This is a genomic window from Solilutibacter silvestris, assembly GCF_002895945.1.
In the GTDB taxonomy this organism is placed as follows: domain Bacteria; phylum Pseudomonadota; class Gammaproteobacteria; order Xanthomonadales; family Xanthomonadaceae; genus Solilutibacter; species Solilutibacter silvestris.
On record NZ_NPZB01000001.1, the window covers coordinates 656,991 to 670,766 of the forward strand.

The following is a 13,776-nucleotide window of genomic DNA, read 5'->3' on the forward strand; positions in this document are numbered from 1 at the left end:
TGCTGCGGCGCCGCAAAATCGGCATAGTCTGGCAGGATGGAATCTTCGACCCCCGCTAGCGACACCCCGTTGCGCGATTCGCTGCGCTTCGCCGACACCGACACCTTGCTGCGTGACGATGTCCGAAAACTGGGCGCATTGGTCGGTGAAATGCTGGCCGACCAGACGTCGCCGGCATTCTTCGATAACGTCGAGACGTTGCGGCGCGAAGCCATCGCGCGGCGCGAACGCGGTTTGCCGGTCGATGCGCTGACGGCGCGATTGCAACAGGTCTCGACCACGGATGCCGAAGCGCTGGCGCGCGCGTTCGCCACCTATTTCCGCGCGATCAATCTTGCCGAACGCGTGCATCGTATCCGTCGTCGGCGCGATTACCAGCGTGCCGGCGGTGGCGCGCAGCCGGGCAGCCTGGCGTCGACATGCGCACAGTTGCAGGGAGATGGGGTGACGTTGACCGATCTCGAACACCTGCTTCCGGTATTGCGGATCGAGCCGGTGTTGACCGCGCATCCCACCGAAAGCGTGCGCCGTGCCTTGCTCGACAAGGAGCACGACATCGTCCGTCGCCTCGTCGCCGACATCGATCGCACGCGCACGCCCGACGAGCGCGATGGTGACGTCGCGCGCATCCGCCAGGCACTGACCACCGCATGGCAGACCGCCGAAGCCTCGCCGCTGCGCCCGACCGTCGCCGACGAAACCGCGCATGTCGGTTTCTACCTCGGTGAAGTGTTGTATCGCGTGTTGCCGGCGCTGCATCGCGAATTCGCGAGCGCGATCGAGGAGACCTGGGGCAAGGCGGTGGAGCCGGGCGAGTTCCTGCGCTTCGCCACCTGGGTCGGCGGCGATATGGACGGCAATCCCAATGTCGGCGCGGAAACGCTGCGCGCGACATTGGCATCGCAGCGTCGGCGCGTGCTGACGTTGTACCGCCGTGACCTGCGTACGCTCGACAAGGTGCTGACGCAGACCCTGGATCGCGCCGAAGTGTCCCCTGAATTGCGCGAACGCATTAGTGCTTGCAAGGCGTTGTTGCCGGATGCCGCGCCGACCCTGAGCGCGCGCTACGACGACATGCCCTATCGCCAGCTGCTGCATCTCGTCGATGCGCGACTGGCGGCGACGATGGAGGAAGCGCCGGGCGCGTATGCCGGTGCCGACGAGTTCATCGCCGATCTCGACCTGATCGATGCCAGCTTGCGCGCCGGCCGTGGCGAACACGCCGGCAGCGAGGCGTTGTGGCGGGTGCGCGTGCGTGCGCGCAGCTTCGGCTTCCATCTCGCCGCGCTCGATCTGCGCCAGGATTCCGCGGTGCATGAGGCGGCGCTGGCGTCGCCCACTTCCGAGGTTGCGGTATCGACGCTTGCCGTGTTCGCCGCCATGCACGAAGCGCGTGCACGCTACGGGACGCGTGCCTTTGGTCCGTACATCATCAGCATGACGCGCTCTGCCGCGGATGTGCTCGCGGTGTTGACGCTGGCGCGGCTGGCAGGATGCGTCGAGGAAGGTTGCATTCCGATCGATGTCGCGCCGCTGTTCGAAACCATTGATGACTTGCGCGCCGCACCCGAGGTGATGCGCGCGTTGTTCGCCGATCCGGTTTATCGCCGCCACCTGGAAACGCGCGGCAATCGCCAGATGGTGATGCTCGGCTATTCCGACAGCGCCAAGGACGGCGGCATGCTGTCATCGCGCTGGAACTTGCAGCGCACGCAGCGCGTGCTGACCGAACTGGCGAACGAAACCGGCGTGCGCATCGTGTTCTTCCATGGCCGCGGCGGCACCGTGAGTCGCGGCGGCGGCAATTCGGTGCGTGCGGTGATTGCCGCGCCGCGCGGCTCGGTGGAAGGCGCGATGCGCCTGACCGAGCAGGGTGAAGTGATCCATCGCAAGTACGGCATTCGAGCGTTGGCGCTGCGCAATCTCGAACAGCTCACCGGCGCGGTCTTGCAGGCGAGCCTGCGCCCACGCTCGCCCGATGGACGCGAGGACGCGTGGCGGATGATGATCACGGCGCTGGCCGATAACGCCCGTGCGCACTACCGCGCCTTGGTGCACGAGGACCACGGCTTCGTCGAGTATTTCCGTGCGGCGACGCCGATCGACGTGATCGAGCGCTTGCAGTTCGGGTCGCGACCGTCGCGCCGCCGCGATGGCGGCATCGACCAGTTGCGGGCAATCCCGTGGGTCTTCGCGTGGTCGCAGAACCGTTCGCAGCTCACCGGCTGGTATGGCGTCGGCATCGCACTGGAGCGCGGCATCGCCGAATACGGACTGGAAGCGATGGCAACGATGGCGCGCGACTGGCCGTTCTTCGCCGCGACGCTGGGCGATCTCGAAGTCGCGCTGGCGACGGCGGACATGGACATCTTCGAATGCTATTCGCGCCTTGCAGGCAGCGCCGGCGCCGGCTATTTCGCGCGCATTCGCGACGAATACGCGCGTGCCTGCGGCGCGCTCCTGCGCCTGCGCGGCAAGGATGCATTGCTGGCAGACGACTATCGCCTGCGCCTGGCGATCCGCTTGCGCAATCCCTATGTCGATCCGATCAGTCTCTTGCAAGTCGATCTGCTGCGGCGCTGGCGCGCGGGCGATCGCGAGGACGATGCACTGTTCATTGCGCTGAAGGAAACGGTGAACGGCATCGCTGCCGGCATCCAGCACACGGGTTGAAGCGCGCGGCGATCAATCGTCGGCGAGCAGGAAATCGCTGTAGTTGAAGCGGCCATCACGCAACACGCTGTCGCCGCGCTGCAGTGCCAGTGGCCGATCGAACATCGGCCCGGCGGACACCACGGTGTGGAATTCGCCGCGTTCGCCACAGGGATCGCAGGCGGCGGGGAGCTCATCCAGCAGCGCCGCGTCATAGGCACGCCCGGAGAAGTCGCCATCGAGTTGGGTGGTGTCGACACAGCACAGATGGGCGCGCAATCCGCCGGCGATCATCGCGCGGCCCAACGTGGCGGTATCGCTGCCGAACAACGGGAAATGCGCGTTCCAGCCGAGTCGCGCGCACAACGACTCGCGCCAGGAACGGATATCGGCGAGGAAGAGATCGCCGAAGGCGATGTCGCGAATGCCGGGCCAGCGACGCTGCGCTTCATCCAGCGCGCCGGCGAAACTGGCTTCGTAAGTCGTGTTGTCCGATTGCTGCGGTATCCATACCTCGATCACCGGCAGTCCGGCGGCCTGTGCCTGCGCGTGCAGCACGTCGCGGCGGATGCCCTGCATCGAGATGCGATCGTAGCCTTGCGTGAGCGTGGTCAGCAGCGCGACGACTTCGATATCGCGGCGTTGTCGCAGTACGTGCAGCGTCCACGCTGAATCCTTGCCGCCACTCCAGGACAGCACCAGTGGCCGGATTGTCGTTGGCGCGCTCAGGCTGCGGTGACGTCGCGCAGCTGCCAGTGCGAACCGGCGAGCAGGCTCAGGCGATGCTTCAGCACGTCGCCCTTCAGCACGGTGGTGGCGACCAGATCGATATGCAGGTCGCGTTGTTCGCCGGTCACGGTGGCATCGGGATCGGTCGCACCCATCATCGGATCGATGGCATCGGGATCGTCCTGCTGGTTGCGCCACTTCTTGAACAGCGTGTTGTTGCGCAAGGCGTCCTGCAGTTCCTGCGCGAATCCGGCCGCGCCATGGGAGTGGAAACCGAAGCCATTCTTGCCGCGAGCGAGCTCGGGATCTGGCAGGGTCAGGTAAAAACGGGTGGCCATCGGCATCCTTGGGCGTCGCGTTCGCGCCAGCATACTCGCGCAGCGTTTGTTCGTCGTGAGGTCAGGACGACAGGTCTCATGACAGCAGCGGCTTGCGTTCGCTGGCGAAGCCCAGCGAGACAGCGCCCGCGCCGAGGTTGATGATGCCGGTCAGGCTCATCAGCGATTCCAGCAATTCCACGCCGTTGTTCTGGCAGGCGAGCACGAGGTTGTCGTAGCCGGGGAACGCATGCAGTTGTTCGAGCGGCCCGCCGAAACTGAGCGTCAACATGGGAACCGAAATGCCGCGCTGCACTTCGTTGGCGGTATCGGTGAACAGTTTCTCGACCGCGGCTTCGAAGCCACGCACCTTGGCCACCGGTCGGGTATTGCCCTGGTTGCAGTACAGGATTGGCTTGATGTCGAGCGCACTGCCGAGCATCGCGCTGACCAGGCCGACGCTGCGATCGCCCTTGGCGCGCGCGCGGCTGCGCAGATAGTACAGGTCGGGCGCGATGGCATAGGAATGGGTGTTCTTGGCGATGTGCTCGATGCGGGCGCGCATCACTGGCGGATTGTCGCCGGTGGCATTCATCGCCACGCCGGCGGCGACCGGGATGCCCTGGCCGGCGAACAGGCTGCCGGTATCGAGGACGCGCAGCGAGAACGGCGAGGTCTTGCCCGCGGCTTCGCGCATCGGCCGGTATTCGTTGAGGATGCTGAAGCTCGCCTGGGTGGCGTGTTCGAAGATCGGGCTGCGGCCGCGCGTCACGGTCAGGCAGAACACGTAGTCGTATTCCATCACCAGTCGTTCGAGGAACAGGGCGCGGATCTGCTCGACGCTGAGCGCGCTGGTTTCGGCCTCGCTGGCGCCCGCGGCGATCCCGCTGTCGAGGAAACCCAGCGTCACTTCATCGTTGCGCTGGTCGGTGGTGATGTGATCGCCGAGGCGGACCGCGATCGGCATCACCATCACGTCGCCGGACGAAAAAAAGCGATCGGGCAGATCGCAGGTGGCATCAACGAGAAAACCGGTTCGCATGTCCATCACCTCATTCGAGTCATGGATGCGAACAACGCTGCGCCTGGCGCATCCTCCCTGATATTGGATAGTAGCGCGGTGACGCAGCCGTCAAATGCTGGCCTGCGTCACAGTTCCGGATTCAGCGCGAATAGGCCGGCGGCAATGGCGATTCGTCGCGATGCAGGTAGCGATCGCGCAGCTCGCTCTGGCGCGACACCATCGGCACGGCACGACCATCCAGCCACAACTGGCTGGCGGTGTTGGCGACGTCGAGCGGATCGCCCGTCCACAACGCCAGGTCGGCGCGGCGGCCCACGGCAATACTGCCGACTTCGTTCTCCAGTCCGAACGCCTGCGCCGGCACGCGGGTCAAGCCGGCCAGCGCATCGTCCCAGCGCATGCCGTTGGCGACGGCATTGCCGGCCAGCTGGCGCAATTTGCGCGCGTAATGCGAGGCATCGCTGCTGAGGTAGAAACCGACATCGACACCGGCGGCGCGCAGGCGCGCGGCGTTCTGCATCGTTGCGCCGATCTGGTCGAAATCGGCGGGGAGATCGACCAGCGCATCGACGAACACCGGCACCTTGGCGGCGGCGATTTCGCTCGCCACTTCCCAGCCTTCGCTGGCGCCGACCAGCGCGATGCGGACATGGCGCTGTTTCGCCCAGCGCAACAGGCGGCGAATGTCGGATGCGCGCTGGATGGTGACGGCGACGCGTCCGCCACCGCCGAAATACTTCGCCATCGCGACGCGACCGGCCGGCGTCAGCAGCGCGAACTTGGAATCGGCGGGAATGCGTCCGCGCGCTTCGTCGATCAACTGGTCGAGGATCATCCATTCGCCGGCGCGCGAACCGCCGGTGAGGTTGGCGGAATCACCACCGAGGGTGACGAACAGGACGCGGCCACCGATGGGGTCGAGGCTGCCGTCGAAACGGAATGCGCCGCCCTGGCCGCCAATCAGCGAACCGCCGCTGCCGGGATTGGCCGAGACCATCGTCCAGCCGAAGCCTTCGACCCGTGCCACCGGGATCAGCACCGACTCCGGGTTGTAGGCCGTGGTGACATCGAATTCCGGACGCACCGACATGTCCTTGCCGCCGGCCAACCCGATGTGGCTGTCGACCGTCGTCGATTCGCCGCTCACTTCCTCCACGCCGATATCGTTGATGCCGGCGAACAACGCCGGTGTCAGCGGTTTGCCGGCGGCATCGACCACCGTTGCGCCAGCGCCGTTCAAGCCGTGGCCGATGGCGGCGATGCGGCCGTGGCGCACCAGCACGTCGGCGTTCTGCAGCGTGCCCTGCGCGGTCGCGGTGTGCACGGTGGCGTTGCGGATCAGCACGTCTTGTGCGGACGCGCTGCCGGGGAGGGTGACGAGTGCGATCGTGAGGATGAAGCGGTTCATCGCGCACCGCCTTGCTTCGCATCGTTCAGGAGCAGGTCCTGGCCAAGCATGAAATCCGATTTAGGTTGTCGTTGCGGATCGCGGCGATCGTACAGTCGCGCGCCATCGATGTAGACCTGTTCGGCCTGCGCGTAACTGCTGAAGGGATTGCCGTTCCACACCACCACGTCGGCCATCTTGCCGGCTTCCAGCGTGCCGGTCATGGCGTCGATGCCCATCGCCTTCGCCGGATTCGCGGTGATCCAGCGGATCGCGCGTTCGGGCGGGATGTCGATGCCGATGCGATGTCCGTTCGCCATCGCCTTCGCAGCCTCCTGGTTGAGGCGCTGGATGCCTTCCTCGGAATCGCTATGGACGATCGCGCAACCGTTCTTCGCGCGATCGACCATCACGATGTTTTCCTGGATGCCGTCGAAGCTCTCCATCTTGAAGCCCCACCAGTCGGCCCACAAAGCGCCGCAAATGCCTTCGGCGGCGAGACGGTCGGCGATCTTGTAGGCCTCGACGCCATGATGGAACGCGCTGATCTTGAAGCCGAACTCTTTCGCGAGATCGATCATCGTGGTCATTTCATCGGCGCGATAGCAGTGGATGTGCACGCGGATATCGCCATTGATCGCCCCCGCCAACGTGTCGTTCTTGAAATCGCGCTTGCCGGCGTCGCCACCCTTGCGCTTCTTCATGTATTCGGCGGCATCGGCGAACGCCGCGCGATAACCGGCGACGTTGCCCATGCGTGTCGATGGGCCGCCCTTCTCCCCGTACACGCGTTTCGGATTCTCGCCGCAGGCCATCTTCAGGCCCCACGGCGCGCCCGGGAATTTCATCGCCTGGTAGGTGGTGGATGGAATGTTCTTGAGGGTGACGCCACGCCCACCGATCAGGTTGGCCGAGCCCGGCAATACCTGCAGTGAGGTGATGCCGCCGGCGAGCGCGGTGAGGAAGCCGGGATCCTGCGGCCAGATCGAGTGTTCGGCCCACACTTGCGCCGTCACTGGCGCGGTGGCCTCGTTGCCGTCGCTGTTCGCGGACACGCCGGGACTGGCGTACACGCCGAGGTGCGAATGGATGTCGATGATGCCGGGCGTCACCCACTTGCCGCTGCCGTCGACGTGGATGGCATCGGCGGGAATATCGTCGATCGTGGTGCCGACCGCGACGATCTTGCCATCGCGCATCAGCACGCTCGCGCCATCGAGGCGCTGTCCGGCGCCGTCGAGCACGGTGGCGTTGCTGATCAGTACCGGCGGCGAGGGGATGCGCTGGTAAGTGCTGGGATAGGGATCATCGATGAAAGATGCCGGTTTCGACGCCGTGGATGTCGAATTGGATGATGTCGAACCGGATTTCGCCGGCTGACTGGCGCAGGCGGCCAGCAAGGTTGCCGCGGCGGCGGCAAGCAGGATGCGCATCGGAACTCTCCCAAGGGATCCCGGAACCGTAGCGCGACGATGATGGGGCGGCTACATGACGGAAGTCATGGCCGCGGTGGCACACTGGTTGCGATCACCACGAGATACCACGATGACGAACCACGATCCCGCCGAGGTCATGCGTTTCTGGCGTGACGCCGGCCCCGGCAAATGGTTCCGGGGTGGTGCTGGATTCGACGCGACCTGCCGTTCGACGTTGGGCGAGGCCCATCTCGCCGCCGCGCGGCGCGAACTGGATGCGTGGATGACGGAACCAGATTCCGCATTGGCATTGATCCTGTTGCTCGATCAACTCCCGCGCAACATCTTTCGCGGCAGCGGCCATGCCTTCGCGACCGATGGCCTGGCGCGCCTGCATGCGTCCGCTGCGATCTCCGCCGGATTCGACAGCCGCGCCGATCCGCGGTTGCGATTCTTCTTCTACATGCCGTTCGAACATTCGGAGGCGCCGGCGGATCAGGATCGCTCGCTGGAACTGTTCGGCGCGCTCGGCGACAAAGGATTGCTCGGCTACGCCACGGCGCATCGCGGGGTGATCGCGCGCTTCGGGCGCTTCCCGCATCGCAATGCTGCACTGGGACGCACGAATACACCGGAAGAACAGGCGTGGCTGGACGCGGGCGGCGGATTCTAGCCTCGCGCACCGAACTGCACGCGCTCGCGGCGGATGCCGTAGCCGAACAGGCGCGCGGGAAGATGCCGGAATGCAAGAAAACGGCTGGCGAAACGCAGTAGCGCCGGCGCACGCAGCAAACCGCCGGCGGCGGTGTTGTCCAGCAACGGTGCGATCACCCGCGCCTGTGCGATGCGCTGCACACCCTGGATCACCTGCGTTGGCCACAGGCGCCGGTGTTGCACGCGCGCGAGTTGCGTATCGTCGATCGCGGCGGTACCGGCCAGCATCGGGCCGAGCAGGTTTGCCGTGGCGACGGCATCCTGGATCGCGAGATTGATGCCAACGCCGCCGATCGGCGACATCGCGTGGGCGGCATCGCCGATGAACAGCAGACCGGGAACATTCCAGCGTTGCAGGCGATCGATCCGCACTTCCAGCGTCTTCACCTCGCTCCAACCCTGCAATGCATCCATGCGCGCGGGCGCGAACGGCAGCAGCGGCGCGACCAGGTCGCGGAACGTTTGCAGGGGATGGGCGCGCACCAGCGCGTCGCTGCCCTTGGCGATCAGGTAGGCGCACTGCCAATAGTCGTTGCGATCGAGCATCACCAGCAGGCGTCCGCGCGCGGGAATGCCCTGGGTCTGGTCGGGATCCGTCGCCAGTCGTGGCAGGCGGAACCACAGCACGTCCATCGGTGCGCCGAAGGTTTCGACCGCGAGTCCAGCGGCATCGCGCAATATCGAGCCGCGACCATCGCAAGCGATCACCAGATCGGCATTGATCTCCAGTTCGCCGTCGACATCGTGCGCCTGCACGCCGCTGACGCGGCCGTTGGCGTCATGCAACAGGCCGGTTGCTTCGCTGCGCATGCGCAACGAGAAATTCGGACAGGCGCGCGCCGCATCGGCCAGCAGATCGAGGAAATCCCACTGCGGCGCCAGCGCCAGATAGTCGAATGGTTGCAGTCCACGGAAATCGCCAAGATCGATCGTGCCATCGGCGAAACGGATGGCGATGGTCTGTTCACGACGATGCGGGATGCGCAGGAAGGCGTCGAGCAATCCGATCTGGCGCAGGATGTCGAGCGTCGACGGATGCACGGTGTCGCCGCGGAAATCACGGAGGAAATCGCCGTGTTTCTCCAGCACGACGACATCGACCCCGCCGCGTGCCAGCAGCAGGCCGAGCATCATTCCCGCCGGTCCGCCGCCGGCGATGCAGCACCGCACCTGCAATCGGCGCGGCGCGGCCATGTCAGTAACGCGCGATTGCCGGATCGGCGTCGGCCCAGGCGTCGATGCCACCGTGGATGTTGTAGACCTCGCGGAAGCCGAGGCCGCGGAAATGTTCCGCCGCCTGCGCGCTGCGTCCGCCGTGATGGCAGAGGAAGGCGAGCGCAGTATCGCGCGGCAACGCGGCGAGGGCATCGATGCCATCGTCGATGGTGCGCACCGAAACCGGCGCGGCGGCCAACGCGCGTTCGTCCGCCGGCCGCACATCGACCACGATCAGTTCGCCCTTGTGCGCTCGCTCGCCGGCATCGACAGGCGTGATCGCGCGTACCGCAGGCGGCGCCAGCGGATGTTCCACCATCAGGCCGCGGCCGCGATGATCGTTGGCGAAATCGATCTGCAGGCCATTGGCGCGGCGTGCCGATGCGCCATCGAACTGGAAGCGCACGCCTTCGACTTCGATGGCGATGCCGGCGGGATCGGCTGGCGCCAGCTGGAGCTGCGTGCGGTATTGCTTGTCCACCGCGACCACCACGGCGAGTCCGCCGCCGGCATTGGCGATCGCGCCACGCAACATGTCGAGCGCAGCGGCGCTGACTTCAATCGATGGTGGCGTGCGATCCGGTTCCGGCAGGCCGAGCAGGCGTTGCAGTTCGCCGCTGCCGGCCATCTGCACGATGATGTCGCTGCCGCCCAGCAGTTCACCACCGACGTACAACTGCGGGATCGTCGGCCAGTCGCCATAGAGCTTGATGCCTTCGCGGATGTCGGCGTCGGCGAGCACGTTGATGTGCGCATATTCGGCGCCCATCTCGTCGAGCGTTGCCACGGCCTTCGCCGAGAAGCCGCATTGCGGCGCGTCTGGACTGCCCTTCATGAACAGCACCATGCGGTTGGAATCGAGCAGCGACTGGATGCGGCTGAGGATGGCGGGATCGAGCGACATGGCGGTGTTCCGGGGGAGCAGATGCGCCATTGTAATGAAGGGGCGGTATCGCCCGCATGCGATCATCACTGGATGAATGATCTCCATTCACGACTGGTTCCGCGCCATCCCCAGCGCTGGTGGGCGTGGCTGGTCGCGTCGCAATTGCTGGTCGCGTGGCTGTGGTGGCGATTGGGCTGGCGGATCGGCCTGCCGTGCATGTTCGCCAGCCATGCACTGTTCTGGTGGGGCGCGATGTATCCGCGTTCGCAGTTCTATTCACCCTGCCTCGCGCGATTGCCCACGCACGAACGGGTGGTGTGGCTGACCATCGACGATGGTCCGTCGAACGAAACGATGGCGATGCTCGATCTGCTGGACGCGCACGACGCCAAAGCCACCTTCTTCGTGGTCGGAGATCGCGCGGCTGCGCATCCCGAACTGATCCGCGAGATCGTTCGACGCGGGCACGGTATCGGCAACCACAGCTGCAGCCATCCCGCCAGTCACTTCTGGGCGCTGGGTCCGCGGCGGATGCGCGCGGAAATCACCCGTTGCCAGGACATCCTGCGATCGATCACCGGAATCGCGCCGATCTGGTTCCGCGCGGTGGTCGGCATGGCCAATCCGTTCGTTGCGGCACCGTTGCGTGATCTCGGGCTCGCGCGCGTGGCGTGGACAGCGCGCGGCTATGACGGCGTTGCCGGCAACGTGGCAAGCGTCGTTGCGCGCATCGAGCGCGATCTCGCGCCGGGCGCGATCGTGTTGCTCCACGAAGGCGCGGCGCACGGCCACAACATCGACATCCTGCGCGAAGTGTTGCAGCGGCTTGATGCGATGGGTTTTCGCGCGGTGTTGCCCGAGCAGTTGGCGACGATTACGCCGGACGTCGCGCGCTGACCAGCCAGTTGTTGAACAGGTTGCCGCCGAGGTGCGGCCGCCATTCCACCTGCAATCCCGCCGATTCCAGCATCGCCGTCAACACTTCGCGGCGCGGATAGCGTTGCGGCGTGCTGCGCATCCAGCCGATGCGATGGCCGATGCGATCGACGGCATCGGTGATGCGGCTGCGCGTGCTGGCATCTTCGATTCCGGTGCGGATCAGCAGTTGCGCGCCGGGAACAAGGCAGGAAATCGCGCCGCTCACCACGTTTGCCTGCAGTGGTCCCGGCAAGTATTGCAGCATGTCGAGGATCGTCACCGAACCGCGATGCGCGGGCACGCCCAGCGATAGATCGGCGGTGTCGAATGTCACGTCTTGCAGCTGCCGGCGTATCGCCGCATCGCGGGCACGGGCGATCTTCGCCGCATCGAAATCGACGCCGCGATAGGCTTGCGCCGCGCCGGCGCCGCGCAACACGTGGGCGAGCAGGCCGATGCCGCAGCCGAGATCGAGCAGCGGCTGTGGATCGTCACGCAGCAACGGCAATACGCCGGGATAGAGCGGGTCGCGTGCCAGTTTCCAGCGCGCGTAATTGGCGTGCCAGCGATCGAACGGACGTTCCGGCGCCAGATAGGCGCGGGCGATGACACCGGCGTCGATCGCTGCGTTCATCCGTTGCGCAGACGGTCGCGTGCGACGGGCAGGATCAATCCTGTCCACAGTCCATACATCGCGGCGGAGGGATGCAGTCCATCGTTGGCCAACATGTCGGATTCGCCACCATGGCGGCGAGAGATCGCGGTGATGTCGATGAAAGTCACGCCTCGGTTGTCGCACACGGCATGTGCAGTGGCGTTGAAGGCGTCGATGTCGCGGGCGATCTGCGCCCGATCGCGGCTTTCGCGACGCGCATGGGGTGTCACGCCCCAATCGGGGATCGATGGCACCAGCACGCGTGATGCGCGCCCGTCGGCGCAGGCGATGGCGCGATCAAGCAGGACGGTGAATTCGCGCCGGTAGTCGTCTAGGTGTTCGCCGCGATACTGGTTGTTGACGCCGATCAGCAGCGTCACCAATCCCCAGTTCTTGCCGAGTGGTTCTTCAGCAGCCATCGCTGCCGAGAGCTCGCTCGTCGTCCAGCCCGTGGTGGCGATGATGCGCGGATCGCTGATCGCGATACCTTCGCGACGCAACGCGTCGGCCAGTTGCACGGGCCAGCGCCCGTGTTCCGCAACGCCCTCGCCGATGGTGTAGCTGTCGCCGAGCGCCAGGTAATGAATCACGCAGCGATGGCCGCGCGTCGCGACAGCACGCGATCGACGCGGGCGAAGACCTCGCGCATGGCATCGGGTTGTGGCAACAGCGTCACCCGGAAGTGATTGCGATACGGCACATTGAAGCTCGAACCCGGCACGATCAGCACGTCCTCGCTTTCCAGCAATTCCAGCGCGAAGGCGTGATCGTCGAAGGCGTGCGCGGCCGGCCCGACCACGGCCGGGAATCCGTACAGCGCGCCCTGCGGCGCCACCAGTTGCAGGTGCGGGCTGGCGGCGCAGCTTTCGATCAAGGCACGGCGGGTTTCGTACAAGCGTCCGCCCGGGCTGCACAGCGGCGAGATGGTGTCCTGGCCGTTGAGCGCGGCATCGATCGCGAACTGTCCCGGCACGTTGGCGCACAGGCGCAGCGCGCCGAGCAGGTCCATCGCGGCGCTGTAGTCGCGCATCTTGTCGCGATGGCCAGAGAGCACCGCCCAGCCGACGCGCCAGCCGCAGGCGCGATGCACTTTCGACAAGCCGCCGAACGACACGCAGGGCACGTCGCCGGCCAACGGTGCCAACGGCTGGAAGATCGCGCCGTCGTAGAGGATGTGATCGTAGATTTCATCGGCCATCAGCAACAGGCCATGGCGCTCGGCGATCGCGACGATGCGCGCGACCAGTTCCGGTGGATAGTTGGCGCCGGTCGGATTGTTGGGATTGATCAGCACGATCGCGCGGGTGCGCGACGACACCAGTTGCTCGATCTCGTCGGGATCGGGCAGGAAGCCATTCTCCGGCAGGCACTGGTAGTACACCGGGCGGCCATCGTTGAGGATGGTCGCGGCGCTCCACAGCGGATAGTCGGGCGAGGGCAGCAGCACCTCGTCGCCGGGATTGAGCAGCGCACGCAGCGAGATGTCGATCAGTTCGCTGACGCCATTGCCGATGAAGACACGATCGGCGCTGGCGCCCGGGGTGCCACGGGCGGCATGGTGCGCAGCGATGGCTTCGCGCGCCTCCGGCAGGCCCTGCTGGTGGGTGTAGGGATCGGTCTGGGCGATCCGGCCGGCGATCGCCTGCTGCAAATGTTCCGGCGCGCGGAAGCCGAAGGCTCCGGGATTGCCGATGTTGAGCTTGATCAGGCTGCGACCCTGCGCTTCCAGTTCGCGGGCACGGCGGGCCAGTTCGCCGCGGATTTCATAGCGCACTTCCGAGAGGCGCTGGCGGGTGGGGAGCGACATCAACACACACGATTGGGGGCACGAATTCCACAGACTAGCGGAAACGACCGCTAGAAT

13 protein-coding genes are annotated in these 13,776 nt (G+C 65.8%); 3 read left to right on the forward strand and 10 right to left on the reverse strand.

Translation table 11 applies throughout. From position 1 onward, the window contains the following. The first annotated feature begins 36 nt into the window (after positions 1-36). On the forward strand, positions 37-2,673 hold the full coding sequence (locus tag Lysil_RS02925; RefSeq protein ID WP_103074068.1) for a phosphoenolpyruvate carboxylase: 2,637 nt from the start codon (positions 37-39) through the stop codon (positions 2,671-2,673). A gap of 12 nt (positions 2,674-2,685) precedes the next feature. On the opposite strand, the gene Lysil_RS02930 is transcribed toward Lysil_RS02925, so the two are convergent. The 5 genes from Lysil_RS02930 to Lysil_RS02950 all read right to left on the reverse strand — a co-directional run bounded on the left by Lysil_RS02930 (position 2,686) and on the right by Lysil_RS02950 (position 7,542). Next, the gene (locus tag Lysil_RS02930) at positions 2,686-3,351 is read right to left on the reverse strand and encodes a Dph6-related ATP pyrophosphatase (protein ID WP_240600046.1); all 666 of its coding nucleotides are present in this window, start codon (positions 3,349-3,351) and stop codon (positions 2,686-2,688) included. A 26-nt stretch (positions 3,352-3,377) separates the two neighbouring features. Further along, positions 3,378-3,719, reverse strand: coding sequence for a hypothetical protein (locus Lysil_RS02935; protein ID WP_103074943.1), 342 nt, complete (start codon positions 3,717-3,719; stop codon positions 3,378-3,380). A gap of 76 nt (positions 3,720-3,795) precedes the next feature. Continuing rightward, positions 3,796-4,740, reverse strand: coding sequence for a DegV family protein (locus Lysil_RS02940; RefSeq protein ID WP_103074944.1), 945 nt, complete (start codon positions 4,738-4,740; stop codon positions 3,796-3,798). Positions 4,741-4,861: 121 nt separating this feature from the next. Further along, positions 4,862-6,130 (reverse strand): amidohydrolase family protein, encoded by a 1,269-nt coding sequence (locus Lysil_RS02945; RefSeq protein ID WP_103074069.1) that lies wholly within the window; start codon positions 6,128-6,130, stop codon positions 4,862-4,864. Then, positions 6,127-7,542: an amidohydrolase gene (locus Lysil_RS02950; RefSeq protein WP_103074070.1), complete on the reverse strand. Its 1,416-nt coding sequence runs from the start codon at positions 7,540-7,542 to the stop codon at positions 6,127-6,129. Before Lysil_RS02950 ends, Lysil_RS02945 begins: the two co-directional genes overlap by 4 nt. Before the next feature lie 112 nt (positions 7,543-7,654). Between Lysil_RS02950 and Lysil_RS02955 the strand changes: the two genes are divergently transcribed. Continuing rightward, complete coding sequence (locus tag Lysil_RS02955) at positions 7,655-8,197, forward strand: DUF924 family protein (protein ID WP_103074071.1); 543 nt, start codon at positions 7,655-7,657, stop codon at positions 8,195-8,197. Here Lysil_RS02955 and Lysil_RS02960 read toward each other — a convergent pair. After that, positions 8,194-9,432: an FAD-dependent oxidoreductase gene (locus tag Lysil_RS02960; protein WP_103074072.1), complete on the reverse strand. Its 1,239-nt coding sequence runs from the start codon at positions 9,430-9,432 to the stop codon at positions 8,194-8,196. The two genes, Lysil_RS02955 and Lysil_RS02960, sit on opposite strands and share 4 nt — an antisense overlap. A 1-nt stretch (position 9,433) precedes the next feature. Then, positions 9,434-10,357: a Grx4 family monothiol glutaredoxin gene (gene grxD, locus Lysil_RS02965; protein WP_103074945.1), complete on the reverse strand. Its 924-nt coding sequence runs from the start codon at positions 10,355-10,357 to the stop codon at positions 9,434-9,436. A gap of 72 nt (positions 10,358-10,429) precedes the next feature. Here grxD and Lysil_RS02970 point away from each other — a divergent pair, with 72 nt between their 5' ends. After that, the gene (locus Lysil_RS02970) at positions 10,430-11,236 is read left to right on the forward strand and encodes a polysaccharide deacetylase family protein (RefSeq protein WP_103074073.1); all 807 of its coding nucleotides are present in this window, start codon (positions 10,430-10,432) and stop codon (positions 11,234-11,236) included. Here the strand turns inward: Lysil_RS02970 and Lysil_RS02975 are convergent. Genes Lysil_RS02975 through Lysil_RS02985 form a run of 3 tightly spaced genes read right to left on the reverse strand, consistent with a single transcriptional unit; the run spans position 11,214 to position 13,719 of the window. Then, positions 11,214-11,891, reverse strand: a complete 678-nt coding sequence (locus tag Lysil_RS02975) for a class I SAM-dependent methyltransferase (protein WP_103074074.1) — start codon at positions 11,889-11,891, stop codon at positions 11,214-11,216. The two genes, Lysil_RS02970 and Lysil_RS02975, sit on opposite strands and share 23 nt — an antisense overlap. After that, entirely contained in the window at positions 11,888-12,499 is a 612-nt protein-coding gene (locus Lysil_RS02980; protein WP_103074946.1) for an SGNH/GDSL hydrolase family protein, read from the reverse strand. Before Lysil_RS02980 ends, Lysil_RS02975 begins: the two co-directional genes overlap by 4 nt. Next, positions 12,499-13,719, reverse strand: a complete 1,221-nt coding sequence (locus Lysil_RS02985) for an aminotransferase class I/II-fold pyridoxal phosphate-dependent enzyme (RefSeq protein WP_103074075.1) — start codon at positions 13,717-13,719, stop codon at positions 12,499-12,501. Before Lysil_RS02985 ends, Lysil_RS02980 begins: the two co-directional genes overlap by 1 nt. Between the last annotated feature and the right edge of the window lie 57 nt (positions 13,720-13,776).